This is a genomic window from Ornithinibacillus liuyingii (assembly GCF_055550225.1).
The window spans coordinates 17,182-41,282 of the sequence record NZ_JBPWOS010000008.1; the positions used below are offsets into that span (position 1 = coordinate 17,182).

Below are 24,101 nucleotides of genomic sequence, written 5' to 3' on the forward strand. Positions count from 1 at the left end.
TATTTCTCCTCCTTATTTCCCAACAAAATTTGGTTTGCGTTTTTCCATAAATGCTTGGAGTCCTTCTTGGTGGTCTTGTGATAATCCTGCGATTCTCTGAGCAAAGGCCTCTTGCTCTAAAAAGGTTTCATAGCTCGTGTGCATACTATCAAGCATATATCGCTTGATAAGGGAGAATAACGTTGTTGGTAGACTTGCAATATGTGAAGCAAATTCTCCTATTTGTGATACCCACGCTTCTTCGCTAATAACTTTTGTGACTAATCCAATTTCTAGAGCCTCTTCCGCTAAGATTGGTTTCCCTAATGTTGCAATCTCTAATGCCTTGGCATAGCCAACCATACGTGGAAGCTGATAAAGAAATCCAGAGTCTGGAACCAATCCAATATTCATAAAGGCACTAACGAATTTCGCTGTGTTCTTCATTACACGGAAGTCACAGGCTAGTGCTAAGCTCATTCCAGCCCCGGCAGCAATTCCATTAATAGCAGCAATAACAGGCTTCGGCGTTTCCTTAAGCTGCTTTAACATCGGATGATATCGATTCTTTAGGAATTCAGCATGGTTTGTATGTTCTTCGACATCCGCTAAATCCTGTCCTGAGCAAAAGGCTTTCCCATTCCCCGTTATGACAATACATGTCACTGCTTCATCCTTCGTTGCCTGTTTCAATGCTTTTCCTATCTCTAAATTCATCTGTTCTGTAAATGCATTATAGGCAGCAGGCCGATTTAATACGATAGTGGCGATATTTTCATTTTTCTCATAAAAAATAGTTCCATAGTCCATATCACTACTTCCCCCTAAACGAAGGTGTTCGCTTTTCTGTGAATGCACGCATTCCCTCTTTTTGATCTTCCGAGGAAAAAGCAAGATAAAAATTCTTCCTCTCTAGCATTTTCCCCTCAAGTAGAGATAAGTCAGCTGCTGCATGAACGGCCTCCTTAATTAACCGTAATGATATTGGAGCTTGTTTGGATAGTTGGTGGGCTAGCCTCATTGTTTCCTCCTCCACTAGCTCCGGTGCTACACTCCGATTAATGACCCCGTAGTGAAGAGCTTCCCTTGCTGTCATTTGTTCTCCTAGCCAAATCCACTCTAACGCCCTTCTAACTCCCATCACTTTCGTAAGAAACTGGGTTCCACCTGCCCCGGGTAATATACCGAGCTTTACTTCTGGAAAACCAAACTTAGCATCTTCGCTTGCAATAATAAGATCACAGTGAAGCGCTAACTCAAATCCGCCACCAAGTGCAAAACCATTTACCGCTGCTAGTAGTGGCTTTTTAATTAGACTAATTCTATCCCACTGTGCAAAAGGATTTAAGAGCTCTAATGAGAGTGACGTTTCTTCCATCATTTCTTCAATATCAGCACCAGCTGCAAAGGCCTTTTCACTCCCTTTTAACACAATGACCCGGATGGACTCATTCAGATCAAAGGCTTCAAGCTGTGTCACAATTTCATCGACCATTTCTCGGTTCAAGGCATTAAGCACTTTTGGGCGATCGAACTGAATGACACCAACACCGTCTTCCGAGTAGACTTTAATGAATCTAGTCATTTACCTCTTCACCAATCATGAGCGTGACAATATCGCCCGCAAATTTCATAACATCTCTCCCAGATGCCTTCCCTTCATCTGTTCTCATCGCCTTTTGTAAGGATTCATGATCGTCATAGTACATCTCACACAATAGATAGAATTCACTCTCTCCCATTGGTGAACCTACAATTCTAGTAACCTCCATCTTTCTTAATCCTGGAATCTTGCTTGTAATTGGTGCATGGGTGTTAAAATAATGCTCATCAAAATTTTCCTTATCTGCTGGTTGCTTGTATAACGCAATAAGTTTTACCATACTTTCTCCTCCTAATAATTGGTATGAAGTGGTTTTACCACTGGTTTCATTGCTTCAAATGGATTCCTGCAGGCACGGCAATACAAGATACTACGGCATGCAGTTGGTCCAAAAACATTTTCCATCGAAGTGTAATCCGAGTCACAATATGGACAATTCACCGTCCACTCATCCCCTGGTTGATAATTTTCTGGTGGCGGTGCAATACCATGTTTCTTTAGCTCCTGTTTCCCTTTTTCAGTTATGGTATCGGTTGACCATTGATGCTCCATCGTAAATTTCACCTGGCAACTAGTAACCCACTCTAATGTTTCAACAGCCTTTTGCACATTTACCCCGATAAAGTCTAACGCAGGGCAGCCTGCAAACGTTGGAACCATTTTGATTTCCACCTGATTTCCGTCGATAGCGACTTCATGTACCATACCTAAATCATAGACACTAACAGAAGGGAGCTCCGGGTCATCGACAGTCCTTAAGACAGCATAAATCGCTTCTAAATTCGTAATCTCCTCCAATGTCTCTCCTCCTCTCCTGTAACATGACACATTAAGATGATTCGTTTACCATGCTGCTGTTTTATCACTGTTATATACTTCCGCTAAAGTATCCAGCGCCTGTTCTAAATCACCAGTATGCTCTCCGTTTCTACCATTACCATATTTCTGTTGAAGTGGGCTTTGTGGTGTCTCTCGTAACACATTGTTCACTTCCTCTAGCCATTTAGCCTTTAGTTCCTCTGCACTGATCATAATTAATTGATGCTTCCTCATATCTGCTTCCAATGCGCCAAGTTCTAATACATCAGCAAATTCATTCCATGCTTCCTCGACGCGATCTTGTATCCGTTTCTTCGCCTCTTCGGTAGCGCCTTGAAGCTGTCTCATCCAAATCCTCCAATGAGCCAAGTGATACGGATGCTCCATTAATACCTTTCTAGCAACGTGAGCTAACGGTTGATAAGAGCTATTTGCAATCGCTTCCAATTTAATCTTTTTAAACGTTTCATAGAAATAGTTTCTCACTACTGCTAATGCCCAGTCGTAATATGGTTCTTCTAAATACGTTCCCTCACCATTGCGTTTTTCCAAGTAGCTGCCATTCCGTCGTTCACTTGGCTTTCGATCATGTGCCAATATATCTGCCTTTCCTACCCCTAACGCCTCTAAAAGGTTGTAGTACATTACCGCATGACCCATTGTATTTTGGGTAATAGAAGAGTAAGCCACATCCTCTTCAATATGAGGAGCTAACCCTAACCATTCGGAGCCTCTAAATGCTATCAATAAATTGTCATCCGCTAACTGAAATAAGAGCTCCTTTAACGCTTGAAAATACGTAGGGTCTTGCTTTGCTTGATCTGGTGTTTCGATTATCTCGCTCATTTTCTCTTCACCTCTTTCCAAGACATGATTTCTTTTTCATCAAGCATGCCCTGCTCTTTCTCCTTCCACTTTTGTCGTAAATACCCATATCCTTTAGTTGTCCGATACTCTTTATTATCCAAGCGCTTAGTCCAGACCTGTCTTTCCTCGCTATTCATCTTTCGAATATCACTTTGCTTTACAACCCATACATCCACTACGTCTTCCCGGCGCATAAAATTTTCCTGTGCCATGATCATGGCCATCTCTTGGTTCGGTGCTAGCAAACTAAATTGATGCTGCATTGGCGCTTTGTTACCCCTTCTGCTGAACACCTCATAGACCTGATAAAAATCGGTTTCCTTCGTCATTTGTCTCTCCCTCCTCTCATTACACCGTGACTATATCCTCAGCAAGCGCTTGGCGTACCCAACGGTTATGGCTATACGCAATCTCTCTTAATCGTAAACGCTCCTTTGATTTTGGCCCTTTATTTCTAATAATTTGTTTGAATTCATCCCAATCAGGTTGCTTGTAAATCCATTTTTCTTCTTTTTCATCATAACGAATCGTATCGTCTGGAACGGTTAGTCCGAGTGAAAATACTCTAGGCAAATACTTTGATAAGAATGTTTGGCGCAATTCTTCATTGGTACTCTTTCGAATTTTGTATTTAATCATAATGTCTTGCTTCGAGGATCCAGTCGTTTCAGCTGAAGCAGGCCCAAAGAACATGAGTAGTGCCGGCCACCAACGATTCAGTGATTCCTGTAAAATGTCACGTTGGTACGCATTTCCTTCCGCTAATGCCATAATGATGGACTCGCCATGTTGGGCGTGAAAAACTTCCTCCTGGCAAATTCGTTGTAATGCCCGTTGGTATGGACCATAGGACGCATCTAGCATATTGGTTTGTGACATAATTGCCGCGCCATCAACTAGCCAACCAACCATACCGGCATCTGCCCATGTTTTGGTTGGCATATGAAAGACATTATGAAACTTTAAATCTCCATTTAATAAATCCTCTATCAGATTTTCTCTCGTCTTCCCAAAAGGCTTCATAAGGTCTTCTGCGACCCGAAGTAATAATTGACCATGGCCCATTTCATCTTGCACCTTTGCCATTATGCCTAGCTTTCTTCTCAAGGTTGGAGCTTTTGGCACCCATTCTTTTTCAGGAAGTGCTCCCATTATTTCACTTATTCCATGCATGGAAATTAGCTTGATCAGGGCCATACGATAATCGACAGGCATCCAGTCATCTGCTTCAATTTTTTCCCCAGAATTAATTCGGGCCATAAATGCATCATATTTCTCTGGATCGTGTTCAACATATGCGGTTGTTTTGGAATCCCCGTCCTCCACATAGTTATACATTCTACCACCCCTTCATAACGTTTCTTTAACGCAATGATAACAAAGTGTCATATATATGACAATATAATAATTTTAAATTTTCTCAAATTTAATCGACATTTTATGCTATAATGGGTTCTGCCAATCTAGTTATAAGGACTAGAAATCAAATCTATATGACAGTTAGATATAAAACGTTTTATTTCTGTTATAATGATAAGAATGGAAAAAGCAAGGCAATTACTGTTCAGCTCACAGATTTTTTGTTAAAATTTGAACATATAAAAATTACATAACCGGATGGACATAAGAGAGGACGTTTCAGGTGGAAAAGCAATTTAATACGAGGTCAATGATCTTCACGTTATTTGGAGATTATATTAGGCATTATGATAATGTGATATGGATTGGAAGCTTAATTCGATTATTAGAGGAATTTGGTCATAACGAACAATCGGTTCGAGCAGCTATTTCCAGAATGAGTAAACAGGGCTGGGTACAGTCAGAAAAGATTGGCAACAAGAGCTTTTATTCATTGACTGACCGAGGGAAAGCAAGGATGGAAGAAGCATCGAAGCGTATCTATAAAACCGAGCACCCATCTTGGGATGGACAGTGGCGAATTCTTGTATACACCATTCCTGAGAATAAACGCCATTTACGAGATGAATTAAGAAAAGAGCTGGTGTGGAGTGGATTTGGCTTATTATCAAATAGCTGCTGGATTACCCCAAATCCATTAGAAGAGCAAGTAAATTTGTTAATGGAGAAATACGATATCCATGAGTATGTTTCGTTCTTCGATGCCTCTTATATTGGGATGAATAATGAGGAAGATCTAGTTCAAAAATGCTGGAATCTTGATGATGTGAACGACAAGTATCAATTATTCATTCAAGAATATAGTCAAAAATACGTTATAGACAAAAATAAAATTGAAAAAGGGGAATTAACGGATGGTAGTTGCTTTGTGAAGTCAGCGCTTTTAGTCCATCAATATCGGAAGTTTTTATTCATTGACCCAAACCTACCGCAGGAGCTTTTACCAACAAGATGGCTTGGTGACTCTGCTGCTTCCTTGTTCACGGACTACTATAATATGTTAATTGAGCCAGCAAGACGATTTTTCAAGAATGTCTACGAGCAGGGCGATATCCAAAGGTTCCAGGAGAGCCTGAAAGAATAAATCAACTCCTTACATAATATGTACAAAAAACGCCAATTGGCGTTTTTTGTTACGTAGAGTAGAGTTTACTACCAATTGTGCTACCATTGTCCGTTACGTTTAAGCCTTCTTTTGAAAAAAAGATAAAGACAATAATTCATTCACCGTTATTTCGTTCATAAATTGAAATCCATTTTTCTTATAAAACTGAATTGCTGGTGTATTTTTAGAGCCTGTTGCTACCTTTATCGTTTCCACTTCAAACGCATTTTCAATAAACGTGAAAAGCACTTGTGCGATTCCTCGTCTAAAATGGCTTGGATGTACGATTAACCTATGGATGTCCATCTCCCCATTGTCTAGCTTGAAAGAGATTGCTCCACATAATTTATCCGCTTCATAATACCCAAAGAAGGTTTCTCCACAATATTGTAAAGTAGAAACGGTATCCTTTAATGGTGGAATTTCATAGGAGCCAATTATTTCCGCCTCGACCTTGTATGATGCTAGTTGCAAGGTTAATACCTCTTCTGCGTTGCTCCTATTTGCCATGACCATTTCTTTAATCATTGCAACCCCTCTTCACTATATAATACTTTCTTTCGTTAACCCCATATTTTTTATATCATGACATCGATACTCCAGTTCATCATGTTTTATACTTTCGATTACTGTGACTGAATTAGTACAGACGATACACAAGTAGCAATCTTCTTCCCATTCTGCACTAGATCCGCCACCACATATGCTAAGGTCCTTCCCATCTTCTCGACTCTAGCGGTTACCTCTATTTCCCCCTTTACACCTGGTCGATGAAAAGTTGTATCTAGATCAATCGACACAAAGCCCTGATTTTCTGTCAGTTTAGAAGCAACTGCATAGGCCATTAAAATATCGGCTGCCGATGATAAAAACCCCCCCATGACGACTCCTAAACCATTAATATATTTATCATCTACCGTCCAAATCCCATTGGCTATGCCATCATTTGCATCATCCACCTTTATTTGCATCGTTACATCACAAGGTGGCGGGGTTAATCCATCTGATACAACTTTTTGCAAATCAGAAATAGAATATCTCAAATTCTCCACTCCTCAAATTACATGTTTACTAAAATAAAACTTAAATTCTTAGTCCGTTTAAAATACGTTTATTTCAGTTTAAATATTACTCTACCAGTTGTCAATATAATCCAAATTAAGTCAACTAAATGTGTATTCTAACAATTAAGGTTAAACTTGAATATAAAACGATTTCAAGAGTATTTTCCCATTAAAATGTAGGAGAAGAGACCTTCATATTTAAAATTTCAGAATAATGATTGACTTTTATTTATAATATTCTTATTATTTATGTATCAAAATATATTCGTTCGTATTTTACACGTTATATGAATTTTTGTTATTTAATGTGCTTGAAAATAGTAAAAAGGAGACTAACACATGAAAGAGATGGTGGATATAACGATTATCGGTGCTGGACCGATTGGTTTGTTCAGTGCATTTTACGCAGGTATGCGGGAAGCAAGTGTGAAAGTGATTGATAGTATGCCAGAGGTTGGTGGGCAGTTAGCGGCCTTATATCCAGAAAAGTACATTTATGATGTGGCAGGATTTCCGGGAGTTAAGGCAAAGGATCTCGTAAAGGAGCTACATAAGCAGGCACTAACATTTTCTCCTAGCATCTGTCTGAATGAGCAAGTACTAGATATTATCCGTCTAGAGAACGGTACGTTTGAAATTTATACAACTAAAACCGTTCATTATTCGAAAAGCATTCTCATTTCAGCAGGTGCAGGCGCTTTTGAACCTAGAAAATTAAAACTAGCTAATATAGCTCAATTCGAAGAGCATACCTTACACTACTTTATTAGGGAGTTAGAAAGGTTTCGTAACAAAAGGGTATTAGTATGTGGCGGCGGGGATTCAGCTGTGGACTGGGCGCTTGCACTAGTAGATATTGCAGAGGATGTTACGCTTGTCCATCGGAGAGACGCATTTAGGGCGCATGAGCATAGTCTCACACAGCTTAAACATTCGTCCGTAACTATCCTCACCCCATATGAAGTTACCGAATTAATTGGAAAGGAGCATGAAATACATCATGTCACACTCCAGAAGGTGAAAGAACAAGACAGGAAGACGGTCACGGTCGATGAGGTCATCGTCAATTATGGCTTTATCACAAATATTGGACCGATAAAATCTTGGGGACTAGAAACGACTAAAAATGCTGTTTTCGTGAATGGTAAAATGGAGACTAACATTCCCGGAATCTATGCTTGTGGAGATATTTGCTCGTATGAAGGGAAGCCAAAGCTTATTGCTACTGGATTTGGGGAAGCAACTATCGCTATCAATCACGCAAAAGCCTATTTGGATCCAAAGGCTAAATTAAGTGTCCATAGTACACACCTGTTTTCTTCATCCTAATGAGGAATACGTAGACACGTTTGTTTATTCTTTCTTATCGTTTAAGATAAGCTCGCATTCGGTAAGCAAAGCAATTCGCGCGAGGGTTTGGGTATTTCGCGCGGGCTTGGTTTTGTTTCGCGCGACCTTATATAAAAATCGCGCGACTCTGTGGTGCTCGCGCGATTTTCTATGACTCTCGCGCGTTTTCTGGAGCTTCCTGCGCGTTTTCCGATAACTCCCGCGCGAATCCAACGTAACTTCGCGCTAAAACCATGTTGAAATCGCCTAATCCAATAACTCCACTCTATAAGACTAGGGGCTATACCTCATCCTTTTTCATCTATTAAAAAAGGATGCTTCAGAATTAAACTTCCTGAAACATCCTAACATTCATTATTTCATACCACGAGTATCTACTTCATACCATTCTTTAACAGATGCGTTACAGCATTCTGCTATTTTTCGAAACTTTGCTTTAGGTATTTTAACTTTAATGTAATTAGCTTCCTCCTCTGAAAGCCTCAATTCACGTACACTTCTACCGTCCTTGAAGGATTCGAGTAAGAATTCATCAAATGCTTCTTTATCTGATAACACGAACTTCCCTCCTTACACTTAGAGAAATAACATTCACAAAGTTTTCATGCGGTAGCTATTCTTATACGTTAGTCATTATAAAATCCCTATTATGGCTGAACTAAATAGGTAGGTTAGAGACCACTACTCGCTTTTTTAATTCTTTGCCTGAGCGAATGATGGACTCATTTACTAACACCTGCATTGCATCTACACAATACTGCTTCCAATGCTCTGAGATTTCAATACAAGAAAGCTCTGTACATCCTAAAATGACACAATCACAGTTCTCATCCTCTATCAGCTTTGCAATAATTTGCTCGAACCCGTGAACATCAACAGGTTGGTCTGCTTTGAAATTATATATTGTTTGCATCACTTTTTGTTGGTCATGCACATTTGGGATAGGAGCCTTCATATTATATTTATGACACTCAGCCTGATATATACCTGTATTAATTGTCCCATCCGTTGCTAAAATCCCCACTTTAGCCGTACTACCAAACGTATTTCGAATATGGGTTACCGTTTCTTCGATCATATTAATTATGTTTATCGAAGTCATTTCCTGCATTTCACGGAAGAAATAATGGGACGTATTGCATGGAATGGCAATGTTATCTATTCCAGCAGCTTCAAAAATCTCAAAATCTTTTTTAACCGCTTGTAAAAACGGTTCTTTATTATCTTCAAGAATTGCTCTTGTCCGATCCGGAATCGTAGCATGGTTAAGAATAACCATATCAATGTGGTCTTGGTCCTTATTGGCTACCGTATTTTCAATAACTCGATCAAAAAATAACGATGTAGCAGCAGGTCCCATCCCACCTAAAACTCCTAGCTTTTTCTGTTTCAATCAATCCACCTGCTTTATATCATACTGTGCATAGACACTATTTGACTTCCGCATTTTCTTTGTTTAACGCTTCTAAGGCGATACCTGCACCATAATCCATACCTTGACATCCAGCAAGTAGTACTAAGTCACCTTTATTCGCTTTTGATAATGCTTCATGTATCGCATCTGGTAATTCATTATATAAGTTAACTTTAATATTAGCTTTTTCCATCACATCTAAAAATGCCTTGACTTCATCATCTGTCACTTCGTCTTTCGAGGTAGTATGGGATACGCTTCGAGTTGCAATAACTTCCTTAATATCAAGCTTATCTGCCCATTCCACAATGACTTCCGCATTTTCACGGTTAATGGTTGCCCCACGCTGTCCACGAACAGCATAGACAAGCTGTAATTGCTCGAAATCCATAAAGTCTAATGTTTGTAAGGTAACATTTATATTTCCTGGGTTTGCAAAATGGTCATCTACTACTTTAATTTCATTTTCATAGATGAATTCAAAACGACGAGGTACTCCAGAAAATTCTTTTAGCGTCTCTTGAATCGTGCTTATTCGAACTCCGCTAATAAGTGAAGCAATGATCGCAACCATCGCATTATACACAGAGTGAAGTCCTGGTACAGCTAATTCAACATCGAATTCACTTGGCTCATATGAAATACCATTTGCTTCAAATGACTTTAAAATCTCAACGGTAAACTTACCTCTACCAGTAGTTAAATCCAAGTTTTTGCAATGGACATAGCCATCTTTACTGTCGATTCCAAATGAAATAACCTTTGCTTTTGTTTTATCCACTAATGAAGCAGAATATTGATCATCTAAATTTAAAATCGCAAAGCTATTCTCAGATGCATTCCGAATTAAGCTCGATTTTGCTTCAAAATAGCGTTCGAAGGTGCCATGCATCTCCATATGCTCTTTACTCATATTGTTTAAAGACACAATATCATAGTTGACCCCTTCTACACGGTGTAATTCTAGTGCAGCTGAGGACACCTCCATCGTGACATGGGTCACATCATTCTGAACCATTTCATTTAAATAGCGTTGTAAATCTAAGGACTCAGGGGTTGTCAGTTCAGCAGGGATTGACTCGTCACCATTTTTGATAATGACAGTTCCAATTAGACCTGTGCGACGCCCTTCGTTTTCTAAAATAGCATTCGTCATGTACGTAGTTGTTGTTTTACCATTTGTTGCTGTAATCCCAATCATGTTCAACTTGGATGATGGATCTTGATAAAAGCATGCCCCTAGTCTCGCTAATGCAATACGACTATCTTTTACAACATATTGTGGAATATCAATCCCATCTTGGAAGTCCTCTACTACCGCAGCCACAGCGCCACGCTTTACTGCATCTGCCAAGTACTGATGACCATCCGTTTTATAACCTTTTACACAGACAAATAAATCTCCTTCTTGAACCTTTTGGGAATGATAGGAGACATTACGAATTTCTAACGGCTCTACTTCCCTACCATTGGTTACTTCAATAGCTTGTAATAATTGTTTTAATTGCATACAAAATTCCTCCTATCCTTTCCTTTGGCCAAACAATTTACCAATTCTCGTTTTCATAAATACAAACGCAGGTTTAGGGTCGCTCAAGCTCCAGATTGCATATGCCTTTGGTCGAAATAACGATTTTACGACCTCTGAAGATTTTAACTGACCTGTTTTGACATAATCCTTTACTGCTAGTAAATCTTCATATCCATACCAGAAAGCACGGTTTGTCGTTTCGGTCACTGCTTTTGGCTCTAATGGATCACCGATCATTTCCCGGTATGTGATGTATGGGAAATTCAAGCCAACTTTATATAATAAATGATTAAAATTGGTAATTCTTGCGTTGATTTCAATTAAATAGAACTCGCCAGTCTCTTCGTCTTTTTTAAATTCAATCTCAGCAAAGCCTTTATATTGAATCCCCTCTAGAAACTTCGAACCAAGCTCAAATAATTCGGGGGTGTATTTTTGGATTGTGTATACCGATGCTCCAAAATTAATAGGGTATTGGCGAAGCTTTTGGCAAGTGGTCCAATGGGTCACCTTAGAATCTTGGTTCAAATAAGCATCGAATGTGTACATATGGTCGTCAAAACCCGGAATAATCCGTTGAACGAACACTTCTTGATTGGCGGATTTCGCCTTTTCCAATGCTTCTTCTAGTTCTTCCATGTTATGAACTTTAAAGATTTTCTTTCTAAAGGTAGCAACAAAGCTAGGGGAATCGAACGGTTTTACTAAACAAGGAAACTTTATTTCCTGTTCTACTCGTTCTTTAAAATTCGGTTCCTTTACCCTAACTGTCTCCGGTACTCGTACACCATGCTCTGTCGCTAGTGCGTGTAATGTATCTTTATTTATTACACGTGTTGCTAAGCCTTGCTCTGTTTGAGGGATTAAGTAATATTCCTTAATCCGATGTAAATGCGCGTCGATAACCTCCAAATATGTATCATGACATGGAATCAACACTGGCTTTTTATCTTGCTTCTTTGCATAATCAATTAATGCTTGAATAAATTCTTCCGTCTCTTCTTTGTAATGTGGCACTATTATTTTTTCTGAGCAATATTTCGAAGCCGCACCATAGCGATCATCTTCTGAATAATCTACCGCAACTGTATGAACGCCTTCTTTACCTAGACTTCTAATCGCACTTAATCCTATATAATAATTATTACCTAAAATCACTGCTTTATGATTCATATCGATTACTCCTATTAGGGTGTTACTATCCTATTCATAATATTGTATTTTTATTAAATATCATAGACTTTTTCATGATTGTTCATTACATTATACACCTCATTATACCTGTGTACAAAGTTAACTTCAATAAGTCTATATAAGTGAATGAACGATGTTTATCTATAAAGAAAGCAGATAGAAGCTTGGACATAAGTGGTAAAGAAAAAAAAACCGAATGAATAGCATATCCCTCCCAATCTAGTAGCAGGCCTCACCGCCTTCCACGGGTGATAAGGTAAGCCCCTTCGCTCAAGTCTATCTATAGTTGCGGGGCTAGTATTTATGTTTCATTCGATTTACGATTAAATTCATTTCTATGTCTCTGTGTAAACCATGATAGTACATTTACGACTCGATAAATAATTGATGCCACATCATAAAGACAAGGATGGTCCATAGTTTTCTTGCGTTATTGTGATACCCTTTGTAATGACTCTTTAAGAGCTTCATGCAATAGGTTTTATCCAGAATGTGATCGGTGTTACTTTCTTGAATGATTTCGGTTGCCCAATCATACAGTTCATTTCTTAACCAGTTTTTTAATGGTACAGGAAAGCCTAGCTTTTTCCGATTGGTAACGTGCTCTGGAATGAAACCGATGGCAGCTTTACGTAATATTGCTTTGGTTTGTTTATTGGTAATTTTATAAGATACTGGTATTTTGCTTGCAACATCAAAGACTTCTTTATCTAAAAATGGTGTCCTAAGCTCAATGGAATGTGCTTTCGTCATTCGGTCTGCCTTTCTTAATATATCCCCAGGTAACCAAGTATGCATATCTACATATTGCATTTGATGAGCTGGATGGGCCTCTTTCACCATGGCAAATAAGTCGGCTGTCATGTGCTTGTAATTAGTTAATTCATCATACGTTCTCATAAAGCGACTTTTTTCCTCTTCTTCAAAGATCTTAGCATTTCCAATATACCGCTCATGGAGTGGGGTGGTACCACGTTCTAGAAAGCCCCTTCCTATTATCCCATCAGGAACAATTCGGGATAATGTTCTCAGCCATTTTCTTATTGTATCCGGCAGATATTGAAATACTTTTAACGAATGAAATTCATGATAGATGTTATAGCCTCCAAATAATTCATCAGCCCCCTCACCTGATAGCACTATTTTCGTATGGCCACTTGCTTTTCGGGCAGCAAAATATAATGGAACACATGATGGATCTGCTAACGGTTCTTCTAGCAAGTGAATAATAGTTGGTAGGCTGGCTACAAATTCTGCCGGACTAATTAGATACGAGATATTCTCTACTCCTAGCTCTTCTGCGGTTTGCTGTGCAATGGGAATTTCAGAATATCCTTCTACATCAAATCCAACAGAGAAAGTTTTTATACTAGGGTTAAACTGCTTGGCTATCCCAACAAGAAGGCTTGAATCAATACCACCTGATAATAATGCTCCCAAGAACTTTTCTTCTTGTATATGCACCTTTACTGAGTCTACTAAAATCTCTTGGATCCGATTAATAATTTGGTTCTCGTTGCCGTTTACGGGATGGAATGCTGCTTTAAAATAAGCATAGGTTTCCAGAGGTTGATAGGCTTTTTTGATTAAGTAGTGACCTGGTTTTAAGCTAGTAATTTCTTTTTTCAAGGTGAGTGGTGGGGGAATATATTGAAATGAAAAGTAGTGTTGTAATGCTTGATAATGGAATGTTAGATCTTTCCTTAGCCTAGTTATAGCTTGTATTTCTGTAGAAAAAAGAACCTCCTCTTCTGTATCCATCATGTAAAGCGGTTTAATTCCAAAGGGATCTCTAGCAGCATAGAGAATCTTTTCTTGATAATCCCATATTACCAATGCAAATGTGCCCCTTAACAGTTGGAATCCCTTAACACCGCATTCTAGAAATAGGTTACCAAGGACTTCTTCTGCTGTATCCAAGTTAAGCATATAGCCTTTCTTCTCTAGCCTTTTACGTAAGTCTCCCTCATTATAAATGGTTCCATCGAAAACTAGTCCATATCGTTCATTATTGAATATAAAGGGTCGAACATTACGATAATCGGTGAGTTTCATAACCAGAAAATCAGCTTGCTCCATAGTTTCCATTTCATCATGCATTTCCTCATTCTCAAGCTCAGTTAAATTTGCCTCTTGCGTCGGTTTGCTATCTTGCTTAAATCTTTTAGATGTGAGTAAACCAACAAATCCAGACACACTAATTTCCCCTTTTCGTATAGTAAACGTATCTTTTGCAATATTATATTCAAACAAAAAAAGACTGACTCAAAATTATGATGAGTCGGTCTTTTCGTTTCCGCTTATACAATCTTTTGCTTTTTAATTTGTTTGCTTCGTAATTGCCCACATGCTGCATCTATGTCAGCTCCATTTTCCCAGCGAACTCCACTATTAATACCATTTTTCTTCAATACTTCGTGGAATGCTTGGATGACATGTGTCTCACTTCGTTGATACTGGCCATGCTCCTCAACAGAATTGTAAGGGATGAGGTTCACATAGGAAAGATGGCGTTTGCTACGTAGTAATTTGGCAAGCTGTATCGCTTCTTCCTCGTGATCATTGACATCCTTAAGCATAATATACTCATACGTTATTCTACGATTAGAATTCTCTAAGTAATAATCTACAGCCTTCATCAGCTTTTCAATAGGAAATGCTCGGTTTATCTTCATAATGCTAGTTCTTAGTTCATTGTTCGGTGCGTGTAAGGAAATAGCTAGGTTTACTTGTAAACCGGTATCAGCAAATTCATAAATTTTGTGAGCTAAGCCACTAGTTGATACAGTAATATGACGCTGACCAATTTTAAGGCCATTCTCATCATTTACGACTTTAATGAAATCAATTAAGTTCGTAAAGTTATCAAACGGCTCACCAATTCCCATTACGACAATATGGCTAACCCGTTCATCTTTTCCTTGTTCATCCAGATGCTTTTGCACCTTCATAATCTGCTCTACAATTTCGCCACTATCTAAATCTCTGCTCTTTCTAAGTAGACCACTAGCACAGAAGGTACAACCAATATTACACCCGACCTGTGTTGTGACACATACAGAAAGACCATAATTAAAACGCATCAACACCGTTTCAATTAAATTTCCATCTGCTAATTTGAACAGAAATTTAACTGTCCCATCTTTAGAGACTTGTTCGATTTCCTCTTCCAATGTTTCAATAACAAAATTCTCTTGTAATAGTTCAATCGTTTCTTTATTTACATTTTTCATTTCTGTAAAATGACGGACCCGTTTCTTATATAACCAATCCCAAACTTGTTCAGCACGGAATCTTTTTTGTCCTTTTTCTATTAACCATTCTGTTAATTGTTCCATTGTTAATCCATAAATGGATCTTAATTTCATAATATATCCTCATCTCCAAATAACTATATCGTACTATAACTAGTAATCGTATTCGCTAAATCACTTTCTAATCATACTTGATATAGTGACCGGAATCAAATTAAATTTCCCTTTTAGTATCTAGCTTTTACAGCCTTTTATATTAAGGTAAGTCCGTTTCTCCCATGAGATAGCGATCACATTCCCGTGCAACCTCTCTTCCTTCATGGATAGCCCATACAATTAGACTCTGACCCCTTCGCATATCCCCTGCAGAAAAGACACCTTCTACATTCGTTTGATAGTCTCCATACGTTGCTTTCACTGTAGTATTGGGATTACGTTCAAGATTTAATTGATCGAGTAAGCCCTGTTCTGGGCCAGTAAATCCGATGGCAATTAATACTAAATCGGCAGGCCATATTTGCTCGGTTCCTTTTATTTCTTCACGGATTCTCCGGCCGTTTTCTATTTTGTTACGCACATTAATCGTATGAACTTCTTTAATATGTCCGGTTTCATCTCCTACAAATTTCGTTGTCATGACAGCAAATGCACGTGGGTCCCTTCCCAATTTCCCTGCCGCTTCCTTATGACCATATTCAACCCGATGGATAATAGGGTATTGTGGCCATGGATTGGAAGTAGCATCACGCTCTGTGCCTTTCTTTTCATAAATATCAAATTGGGTTAGTGATTTGCAATTATGACGTACGGCAGTCGCCAAGCAATCCGTCCCCGTATCACCACCACCGATGACAATAACATTCTTATCTTTTGCGGAGATATAGTTATTGTCTTCTAGCCCTGAGTCCAGTAGGCTCTTCGTATTCTGATGGAGAAAGTCCATTGCATAGTGAATTCCCTTAAGATTATTTCCTTCTACTGGCATAGTTCGATGCACCGTTGCACCAGTAGCTAGAATGATCGCATCATATTCGGACCTGAGCTTTTCTACTGGGATGTCCTTGCCAACTTCTGTATTCGTAATAAAGTGAACCCCTTCTTGTTCTAAAATGTCTACTCTTCTTTTCACCACCTGATAGGAAAGCTTCATCTCTGGAATTCCATATGTTAATAGCCCACCAATACGATCCTCTCTCTCAAAGACCGTAACCTCATGTCCTGCTTGGTTCAATTGTGCCGCTGCAGCTAAGCCAGCTGGCCCGGAGCCGACTACCGCTACCCGTCTTCCGGTTCTTTTTTCGGGGGGATTTGCTGTTATCCAGCCCTCTTCAAAACCTTTTTCTACAATTGCCCGTTCAATAGATCTGATGGCTACTGGTGGCTCATTAATGCCGAGAACACATGCCCCCTCACATGGAGCAGGGCATGCAATTCCCGTAAATTCCGGAAAATTATTTTTAGCATGGGCACGATAAAGCGCCTCTTGCCATTTTCCTTCATAAACGAGATGATTCCATTCCGGTATTAAATGATTTAATGGGCACCCCGTTGTAACCCCATTAATTTCCATGCCAACATGACAAGTTGGAACACCACACCCCATGCAACGGGCACCTTGTACCTGTATATCCTGGGTTGTAAATGAAGCTGTATAGTCTCTCCAATCCTTAATTCTTTCCGTTGGCCCTCTTTCGGGTTGTGTTTGTCGTTCATACTGCATAAAACCGGTATGATTTCCCATAAAATCCTCCTTTCGATTAAAAGCTAGGAAGCATTTCAGATTTCTTTCGATGATTACCTATTATTTGCTTTTCCTTATGATGGTCACGTTGCCCATGGATCTCTTGAAAGGCTTGCATTTCTGCCTCATTCTTATTTAACCCAAGCGCCATTAATGCCTTTATCCGCTCTTGTATTTTGGCATATGCCTTAGGGATAACACGGAGAAATTTTGCAGAATTGGTTTCCCAGTATGCTAAAATTCGTTCCGCATATATACTATTGGTATAGTGAACATGTTTTTCGATTAAGCTGTATAGCTCATCGACTTCGGACAAATCCTCGAGACCTTGAATATGAAGCCTATCTGGATTTACTCGTTCACGGAATCTTCCATCTACATCATAAATATAGGCAACACCACCAGACATCCCAGCAGCAAAGTTCTTCCCTGTTAGACCTAAAACAACAACTCTTCCTCCGGTCATATATTCACATCCATGGTCACCAACACCTTCTACGACGATATTGGCTCCACTATTGCGCACTGCGAAACGCTCTCCAGCGATCCCCCGTATGAAGGCTTCACCAGAGGTTGCCCCATAAAAGGCAACATTACCAACAATAATGTTTTCCTCCGGTTGGAAGGTCACAACAGGGTCTGGATGAACAATAATTTTCCCTCCAGAAAGTCCCTTTCCGACAAAGTCATTGGCATCTCCAATTAATCGTAAGGTGATCCCCTTTGGAATGAACGCGCCAAAGCTCTGACCAGCAGAACCACTAAAGTTCAATTTAATCGTGTCTTCCGGCAAACCTGATTCGCCATATCTTTTCGAAATCTCGCTACCTAATAATGTCCCTGTTGCTCGGTGAATATTCCGAATAGCGGTTGTAAATTCTACTTGCTTTCCTTCTTTAAATGCACGTTTACAATTAGGGATTAGTTCCTGATAATCCAACGTAGAAGTAATCCCGTGGTCCTGCTCGATTTGTTTATAACGTGCTATCATACCAGAAGCTGGCTTCGGCTGAAAGAGTAGGCTTGCCAAGTCAATCTTCTTCGCCTTCCAATGTTCAATCTCGTCGTTAACCTCTAATACATCTGTACAGCCAACCATTTCCTCTATCGTTCTAAAACCTAACGCTGCCATGATCTCTCGTGTTTCCATAGCAATAAAGCGCATGAAATTAACGACATGCTCCGGCTTTCCGGAAAACTTTCTACGTAGCTCCGGATTTTGTGTGGCGATTCCAACTGGACAAGTGTCTAAATGACAAACTCGCATCATTACGCACCCTAACGCTACTAACGGTGCAGTCGAGAAGCCAAACTCCTCTGCCCCTAGTAAGGCAGCAATAACAACATCTCTTCCTGTCATCAGCTTTCCATCTGCTTCCACTGCAACACGGTCACGTAGCCCATTTAACAGTAAAGTTTGATGGACTTCAGCTAAGCCTATTTCCCAAGGTAGCCCCGCATGCTTTAAGCTCGTGTATGGTGCAGCACCCGTACCACCATCATAGCCACTAATTAGAATGTGATCTGCGCGCCCCTTCGCTACTCCTGCTGCAATGGTCCCAACACCGACAGCAGAAACTAATTTCACGCTAATTCGTGCATTCGGATTCGTATTCTTTAAGTTAAAAATTAATTCTGCTAAGTCTTCAATTGAATAGATATCATGATGTGGTGGTGGTGATATGAGCTCAACACCTGGTGTTGAGTTCCGTACCTCGGCAACCCATGGATATACTTTGTTTCCTGGGAGATGTCCTCCCTCACCCGGCTTGGCACCTTGTGCTACTTTTATCTGAATCTCCTCTGCATGGACTAAATAATTACTTGTAACCCCGAACCTACCAGAGGCCACCTGTTTAATAGCACTTTTACGCAAATCACCATTAGCATCGGTTTGATTTCGATCAACAGATTCTCCACCTTCACCAGAGTTACTTCTTCCTCCAAGACGGTTCATAGCAATAGCCAATGACTCATGCGCTTCCTTACTTAATGCCCCAAAAGACATGGCACCTGTTCGAAAACGGGCACATATTTCATCCACAGATTCCACTTCATCAATCGGAATTGGCTTGCGTTTTTTAAATTGTAATAACCCTCTTAATGATTGTAAGTTCTCCTTTTCATTCGTAATCATGCTAGAATAAGTTTTGAATAATTCGTAATCCCCTGAACGTACGGCATGTTGTAAAGTATAGATTGTTTTCGGATTATATTGATGATCCTCGCCATTCGAACGATATTGATAATCATCACCGTCCTCCAAAGCAAGCGTAGTTCCACGTTTCGGCTTATACGCCTTTTTATGGCGCATGAGAACTTCCTGTTGTATTATTGCTAGTCCAATACCACCGATACGAGAAGATGTACCTGTGAAGTATTGTTCTATCACCTGATTGGCGATTCCAACAGCCTCAAATATCTGTGCCCCAAGGTAACTTTGAATCGTAGAAATTCCCATTTTAGATAAAACTTTGACAATCCCATCTGTTACAGCATGAATATATTGATTGATAGCTTCTTCTACGGATTTAGCATTAATTTCATCGTTCTGCAAAAGGGCTTCGATTGTATCAAAGGCGAGATACGGTGTGATCCCCTCTGCTCCATAGCCAATTAGGGTTGCAAAATGGTGAACCTCTCTCGGTTCCCCTGACTCTACAATAATGCTGACTTGTGTACGTAATCCTAAGCGAATCAAGTGGTGGTGTAGCCCACTTACTGCAAGTAAAGATGGAATCGCAGCTTTTGACTCGGAAAGCCCATGATCAGAAAGGATAATAAACGTTGCCCCTTGTTCTATTGCTTGAACCGCTTGTTCGAGCATATTATGCAATGCTTGTTCCATTTCATTGTGTATGCCAAATAAGGTAGAAATCGTCTTTGAACGGTAGCCGTGCATTCTATTATGGCGTAGCTTCTCTAGTTGTTGTTTCGTTAGGAGCGGTGTATTTAATCGAATTTTTTTGCAGCTATCTGCATTGGGAGCCACGATATTCCCCACAGGACCAATCGTGGTCGTTGTCATCGTGATCATTTTTTCCCGTATCGCGTCAATTGGAGGATTGGTTACCTGGGCAAATAATTGCTTAAAATAGTCAAATAAAAGCCTCGGCTTCTTCGATAAGACAGCTAATGGAGCATCATATCCCATAGACCCAATTGGATCCTTTCCACCTGATACTAATGGTTTCATAATTTTCTCTAATTCCTCACGGGTATAACCAAAGGCAACTTGATTTTCCAACAATTTCTTGCCTCGATAGGTTGGTTGAGATGTCGCTGTATTGGGAATAGTATCGATATCCTTCAGCTCCATCAACCATTCCTTATACGGCTTTTCTGTAGCAACTTGTAGTTTTATCGTTTCATCTGGTATGATTATTCCCTTTTCTAAATCGACTAGAAGCATCTTTCCAGGCTCTAGACGTTTCTTATACAAAATATCATCAGCGAATATATCGAGGGCACCTACTTCTGAGCCAAGAACAATCATCCCATTCTTCGTTACATAATAGCGAGCAGGCCGTAAGCCATTTCGATCGAGTGTGGCTCCAACCTGAACCCCGTCCGTGTATACAATGGCACTCGGTCCATCCCACGGCTCCATAAATGTACTATGAAACTCGTAAAAATCTCTTTTCTCCTCTGTCATATGAGGATTATTTGCCCAAGGCTCGGGTATCATCATCATGGCAGCATGTGCTAATGAATAGCCTGATAGGTGTAAGAATTCAAACGTATTATCAAATATCGAAGAATCACTTCCATCTGCATCGATGATCGGTAGTATTTTTTCTAAATCCTCCGCTTCAAAAAAACTAGATGTACATAATCTCTCTCGTGCTTTCATCCAATTGACATTTCCACGTATCGTATTAAATTCACCATTATGGATTGTATACCGGTTTGGATGTGCTCGATTCCAACTCGGGAATGTATTGGTGCTGAAACGGGAATGTACTAATGCCAATGCGGATTTAAATTCAGGGTGGTTTAAATCAATGTAGAAGGAGTCTAATTGTTCTGGAATTAACATCCCTTTATATACGATGGTTCTAGATGATAGGCTGGATATGTAAGTATCGTAATAAGCGGGATTCTGATTCATGACATGCTCAATGCGTTTTCGGATTATATATAGCTTTCGTTCAAAGCTTTTACTATCTGTAATATCTGGAGATTTTTGGATAAAACCTTGTCTAATTGTTGGTTTTGTTTTAGCGGCAAGCGACCCGATAAAGGAATCATTCAGTGGAACTGGTCTCCACCCAAGGAAGGTCTGTCCTTCTTCTTCTACGATCGACTCAATAATTCGCTTACATTCTACCCTAGTTTCTAATTCATTAGGCAGAAAAATCATCGCAATGGCATATTCCCCTGCTCGGGGTAATCGTACACCTTCTTTTGCGCATTGCTTCTGAAAGAACCGATCTGGTATTTGCGTTAAAATCCCTGCACCGTCACCAGTGCTTGTATCAGCAGATTGTCCTCCCCTATGCTCCATATTACAAAGCATATTAATCGCGTTTTGAACAATACTATGTGTTCGATTTCCATTTATATTCGCAATCATACCTATACCACATGCTTCATGTTCAAAAACTGGGTTATATAAACCCTGTGCTCTAGGGTAGTTACGTTTCGTCATAACCTTGCTCCTTTCTGGATAACCTTTTTTCACAATCAAACAGTAATTCATATTATAGCACAATTCCAGTTAATACACAATATTCAGAAAGTTATATTTATGCAAACCTTTTTATATCAATGGTTGTAAACGCTAACATAGTAACACGTTAGTTTTCAAGCGTTAAATTGGACTATAGCCTTTAATATATTTATTATTGCTTACGAAGAGCGCATAAAAGGAGTGAATGAATTTGATATCAAATCATGCAAAAACTTTTCATCATATACCACTTTCTGTTTTAGATCTTGCACCCATTACAGAAGGAAGTAATGCTAGTGAGTCCTTTAAAAATAGTGTAGAATTAGCACAGCATGTAGAAAAATGGGGGTTTAATCGTTATTGGCTAGCCGAACATCATAATATGCCTGGTATTGCTAGCTCTGCTACTTCTGTTGTCATTGGCCATATTGCTGGGGCAACTAAGCACATTCGTGTCGGAGCAGGGGGAGTCATGCTTCCAAATCATGCGACACTAGTAATTGCTGAACAATTTGGGACATTGGAAGCCTTATACCCTGGAAGAATTGATCTCGGCCTAGGAAGAGCACCTGGTAGTGACCAAGCAACTGCCTATGCATTACGGAGAACCTTAAATGCGAGTGTAGAGGATTTTCCTATGCAAGTTAATGAATTGCAGGATTATTTCTCTGATGAGCCAGTTTCACGAGTGAAAGCCATACCCGGCCAAGGTGCGAACGTTCCGCTTTGGTTACTTGGGTCTAGTGGTTTTAGTGCACAACTTGCGGCACACAAAGGATTACCTTTCTCCTTTGCTAGTCATTTTGCACCTGCATATTTATTCCAAGCACTAAAGTTATATCGCGATAACTTCCAGCCATCTAAGGTACAGGAAAAGCCATATGTTATGCTAGGTATAAATGTAATAGCTGCAGATACAGATGAAAAGGCTCAGTTTATTGCCACATCTCAACAGCAACAATTCTTAAATCTACGTCGTGGTAATCCCGGAAAACTGCAGCCACCAGTGAAGAATCTGGAAGATCTGTATTCACCGGGAGAAATTGCAGCAGTTTCGGAAACCCTTGATCCAAAAACAACCATTGTCGGAAGCCCTGACACCGTACGAAAAGGAATAGAGAGCTTTATCGAAGAAACACAAGCCGATGAATTAATCATCGGATCGCAAATTTTCCATCTTGAGGACCGTCTACGCTCCTTTGAGATTGTCGGGAATTTGATGAAGTGAATGAAGGCAGTGAGAAAAGAAGAAAGGTAACGGATTAAGCTTCACCGTTACCTTTTTTCGCTTTCCTTCCTCATTTAGGGCACAGAGAGGCGCTCTCTATTACCTTTTTCGGCTTTCTTTCCTCATTTAGGGCACAGAGAGCGTTCTGTGTTCTTTTTTCTTCCTAAGGATTTATCTTGTTGATAGCTTCGCGTTCCAATATCTATTCCTTAATCTCTAAACCTAATAGTCTCACAAAGCCAAGAGCTTGTTCGGTGGAGACTTTACAGCCTTGCATACTTTCTAATGAGACTTGTAATCTTTCAAATTTACAAGTGGATAGGTCGACACCTTTTAGCTTAGTATTGGTAAAATTCGCATCTTCCATATCGGAATACTGTATGTCGACCTTTTCAAATTTACATTCGTAAAAATCGCTATTTTTCATTGTACAATCGAGAAAACGTACTTGTTTTAATTTAGCGTATCCATATGCACTAAAATTTAACTGGCAGCTTTCAAAAACAACATTCCCTAGGCTTGATTCCGCCAATCCAATCCCAATTAATTTGGACTGCTTGAACTCAACCCGATGGATACTGGATTTCGTAAAATCAACATTGGAAAGATCACATTGAATAAAGAGACAATCGGTTAATTCAATATGGGAAAAATCCCCTTCCAAGGTAACATGATCAAATACAACTTGATCAAAACGCGCCCTATCGATATCCTCACTCGAAATCAAGCAATCTTTGAACATGCAATTATCATAATATCCATCTTCCGAAGGCTGAAAAGCTGTGATTGGTAAATCTGCTGGTAATTTTGGCCGATTAATTTTCATTTCTTGCCCCATCATATCCTCCTTTATTACGAAAC

21 protein-coding genes are annotated in these 24,101 nt (G+C 39.6%); 3 read left to right on the plus strand and 18 right to left on the minus strand.

All coding sequences use genetic code 11. The features are described from left to right. Positions 1-12: 12 nt before the first annotated feature. The 7 genes from ACSKT4_RS11840 to paaA are packed head-to-tail and all read right to left on the minus strand — an operon-like array spanning position 13 to position 4,606. Positions 13-789, minus strand: a complete 777-nt coding sequence (locus ACSKT4_RS11840) for an enoyl-CoA hydratase-related protein (protein WP_465823454.1) — start codon at positions 787-789, stop codon at positions 13-15. A gap of 4 nt (positions 790-793) precedes the next feature. Then, on the minus strand, positions 794-1,564 hold the full coding sequence (locus ACSKT4_RS11845; protein WP_211741077.1) for an enoyl-CoA hydratase/isomerase family protein: 771 nt from the start codon (positions 1,562-1,564) through the stop codon (positions 794-796). Further along, positions 1,557-1,862: an EthD family reductase gene (locus ACSKT4_RS11850; protein WP_186868175.1), complete on the minus strand. Its 306-nt coding sequence runs from the start codon at positions 1,860-1,862 to the stop codon at positions 1,557-1,559. The genes ACSKT4_RS11845 and ACSKT4_RS11850 overlap by 8 nt, the downstream gene beginning before the upstream one ends. 11 nt (positions 1,863-1,873) lie before the next feature. Then, a complete protein-coding gene (paaD, locus tag ACSKT4_RS11855; RefSeq protein ID WP_186868174.1) occupies positions 1,874-2,380 on the minus strand; it encodes a 1,2-phenylacetyl-CoA epoxidase subunit PaaD in 507 nt (168 codons plus the stop codon). A gap of 45 nt (positions 2,381-2,425) precedes the next feature. Continuing rightward, positions 2,426-3,247, minus strand: a complete 822-nt coding sequence (paaC, locus tag ACSKT4_RS11860) for a 1,2-phenylacetyl-CoA epoxidase subunit PaaC (RefSeq protein WP_465823457.1) — start codon at positions 3,245-3,247, stop codon at positions 2,426-2,428. Further along, positions 3,244-3,597, minus strand: a complete 354-nt coding sequence (gene paaB / locus ACSKT4_RS11865; RefSeq protein WP_186868172.1) for a 1,2-phenylacetyl-CoA epoxidase subunit PaaB — start codon at positions 3,595-3,597, stop codon at positions 3,244-3,246. Before paaB ends, paaC begins: the two co-directional genes overlap by 4 nt. 19 nt (positions 3,598-3,616) lie before the next feature. Beyond that, complete coding sequence (gene paaA, locus ACSKT4_RS11870) at positions 3,617-4,606, minus strand: 1,2-phenylacetyl-CoA epoxidase subunit PaaA (RefSeq protein ID WP_186868171.1); 990 nt, start codon at positions 4,604-4,606, stop codon at positions 3,617-3,619. Positions 4,607-4,937: 331 nt separating this feature from the next. On the opposite strand from paaA, the gene paaX reads away from it, so the two are divergent. Continuing rightward, positions 4,938-5,771, plus strand: coding sequence for a phenylacetic acid degradation operon negative regulatory protein PaaX (gene paaX / locus ACSKT4_RS11875; RefSeq protein ID WP_186868471.1), 834 nt, complete (start codon positions 4,938-4,940; stop codon positions 5,769-5,771). A gap of 99 nt (positions 5,772-5,870) precedes the next feature. Here paaX and ACSKT4_RS11880 read toward each other — a convergent pair whose 3' ends face one another. Next, positions 5,871-6,320, minus strand: coding sequence for a GNAT family N-acetyltransferase (locus tag ACSKT4_RS11880; protein WP_186868170.1), 450 nt, complete (start codon positions 6,318-6,320; stop codon positions 5,871-5,873). A gap of 98 nt (positions 6,321-6,418) precedes the next feature. Beyond that, positions 6,419-6,835 (minus strand): PaaI family thioesterase, encoded by a 417-nt coding sequence (locus tag ACSKT4_RS11885; protein WP_246521266.1) that lies wholly within the window; start codon positions 6,833-6,835, stop codon positions 6,419-6,421. Between the two features lie 360 nt (positions 6,836-7,195). Here ACSKT4_RS11885 and ACSKT4_RS11890 point away from each other — a divergent pair, with 360 nt between their 5' ends. Beyond that, the gene (locus ACSKT4_RS11890; RefSeq protein WP_186868169.1) at positions 7,196-8,185 is read left to right on the plus strand and encodes an NAD(P)/FAD-dependent oxidoreductase; all 990 of its coding nucleotides are present in this window, start codon (positions 7,196-7,198) and stop codon (positions 8,183-8,185) included. Positions 8,186-8,560: 375 nt separating this feature from the next. On the opposite strand, the gene ACSKT4_RS11895 is transcribed toward ACSKT4_RS11890, so the two are convergent. The 8 genes from ACSKT4_RS11895 to gltB form a co-directional block, all read right to left on the minus strand. Beyond that, entirely contained in the window at positions 8,561-8,764 is a 204-nt protein-coding gene (locus ACSKT4_RS11895; protein ID WP_186868168.1) for a hypothetical protein, read from the minus strand. 100 nt (positions 8,765-8,864) lie between these two features. Next, a complete protein-coding gene (gene cuyB, locus ACSKT4_RS11900) occupies positions 8,865-9,599 on the minus strand; it encodes a cysteate racemase (RefSeq protein WP_186868167.1) in 735 nt (244 codons plus the stop codon). 37 nt (positions 9,600-9,636) lie between these two features. Then, positions 9,637-11,130, minus strand: coding sequence for a Mur ligase family protein (locus tag ACSKT4_RS11905; RefSeq protein WP_186868166.1), 1,494 nt, complete (start codon positions 11,128-11,130; stop codon positions 9,637-9,639). Between the two features lie 12 nt (positions 11,131-11,142). After that, complete coding sequence (locus ACSKT4_RS11910) at positions 11,143-12,324, minus strand: carboxylate--amine ligase (RefSeq protein WP_186868165.1); 1,182 nt, start codon at positions 12,322-12,324, stop codon at positions 11,143-11,145. 387 nt (positions 12,325-12,711) lie between these two features. Then, the gene (gene asnB / locus ACSKT4_RS11915; RefSeq protein ID WP_465823463.1) at positions 12,712-14,541 is read right to left on the minus strand and encodes an asparagine synthase (glutamine-hydrolyzing); all 1,830 of its coding nucleotides are present in this window, start codon (positions 14,539-14,541) and stop codon (positions 12,712-12,714) included. A gap of 104 nt (positions 14,542-14,645) precedes the next feature. Continuing rightward, positions 14,646-15,713 (minus strand): dual-specificity RNA methyltransferase RlmN, encoded by a 1,068-nt coding sequence (gene rlmN / locus ACSKT4_RS11920; RefSeq protein WP_186868163.1) that lies wholly within the window; start codon positions 15,711-15,713, stop codon positions 14,646-14,648. 142 nt (positions 15,714-15,855) lie between these two features. After that, positions 15,856-17,340: a glutamate synthase subunit beta gene (locus ACSKT4_RS11925; protein WP_186868162.1), complete on the minus strand. Its 1,485-nt coding sequence runs from the start codon at positions 17,338-17,340 to the stop codon at positions 15,856-15,858. Between the two features lie 16 nt (positions 17,341-17,356). Next, on the minus strand, positions 17,357-21,991 hold the full coding sequence (gene gltB / locus ACSKT4_RS11930; protein WP_465823466.1) for a glutamate synthase large subunit: 4,635 nt from the start codon (positions 21,989-21,991) through the stop codon (positions 17,357-17,359). Between the two features lie 226 nt (positions 21,992-22,217). Here gltB and ACSKT4_RS11935 point away from each other — a divergent pair, with 226 nt between their 5' ends. Then, entirely contained in the window at positions 22,218-23,240 is a 1,023-nt protein-coding gene (locus tag ACSKT4_RS11935; RefSeq protein WP_186868160.1) for an LLM class flavin-dependent oxidoreductase, read from the plus strand. A gap of 202 nt (positions 23,241-23,442) precedes the next feature. Here the strand turns inward: ACSKT4_RS11935 and ACSKT4_RS11940 are convergent, their stop codons facing one another. Next, positions 23,443-24,078, minus strand: a complete 636-nt coding sequence (locus ACSKT4_RS11940) for a pentapeptide repeat-containing protein (RefSeq protein ID WP_186868159.1) — start codon at positions 24,076-24,078, stop codon at positions 23,443-23,445. Between the last annotated feature and the right edge of the window lie 23 nt (positions 24,079-24,101).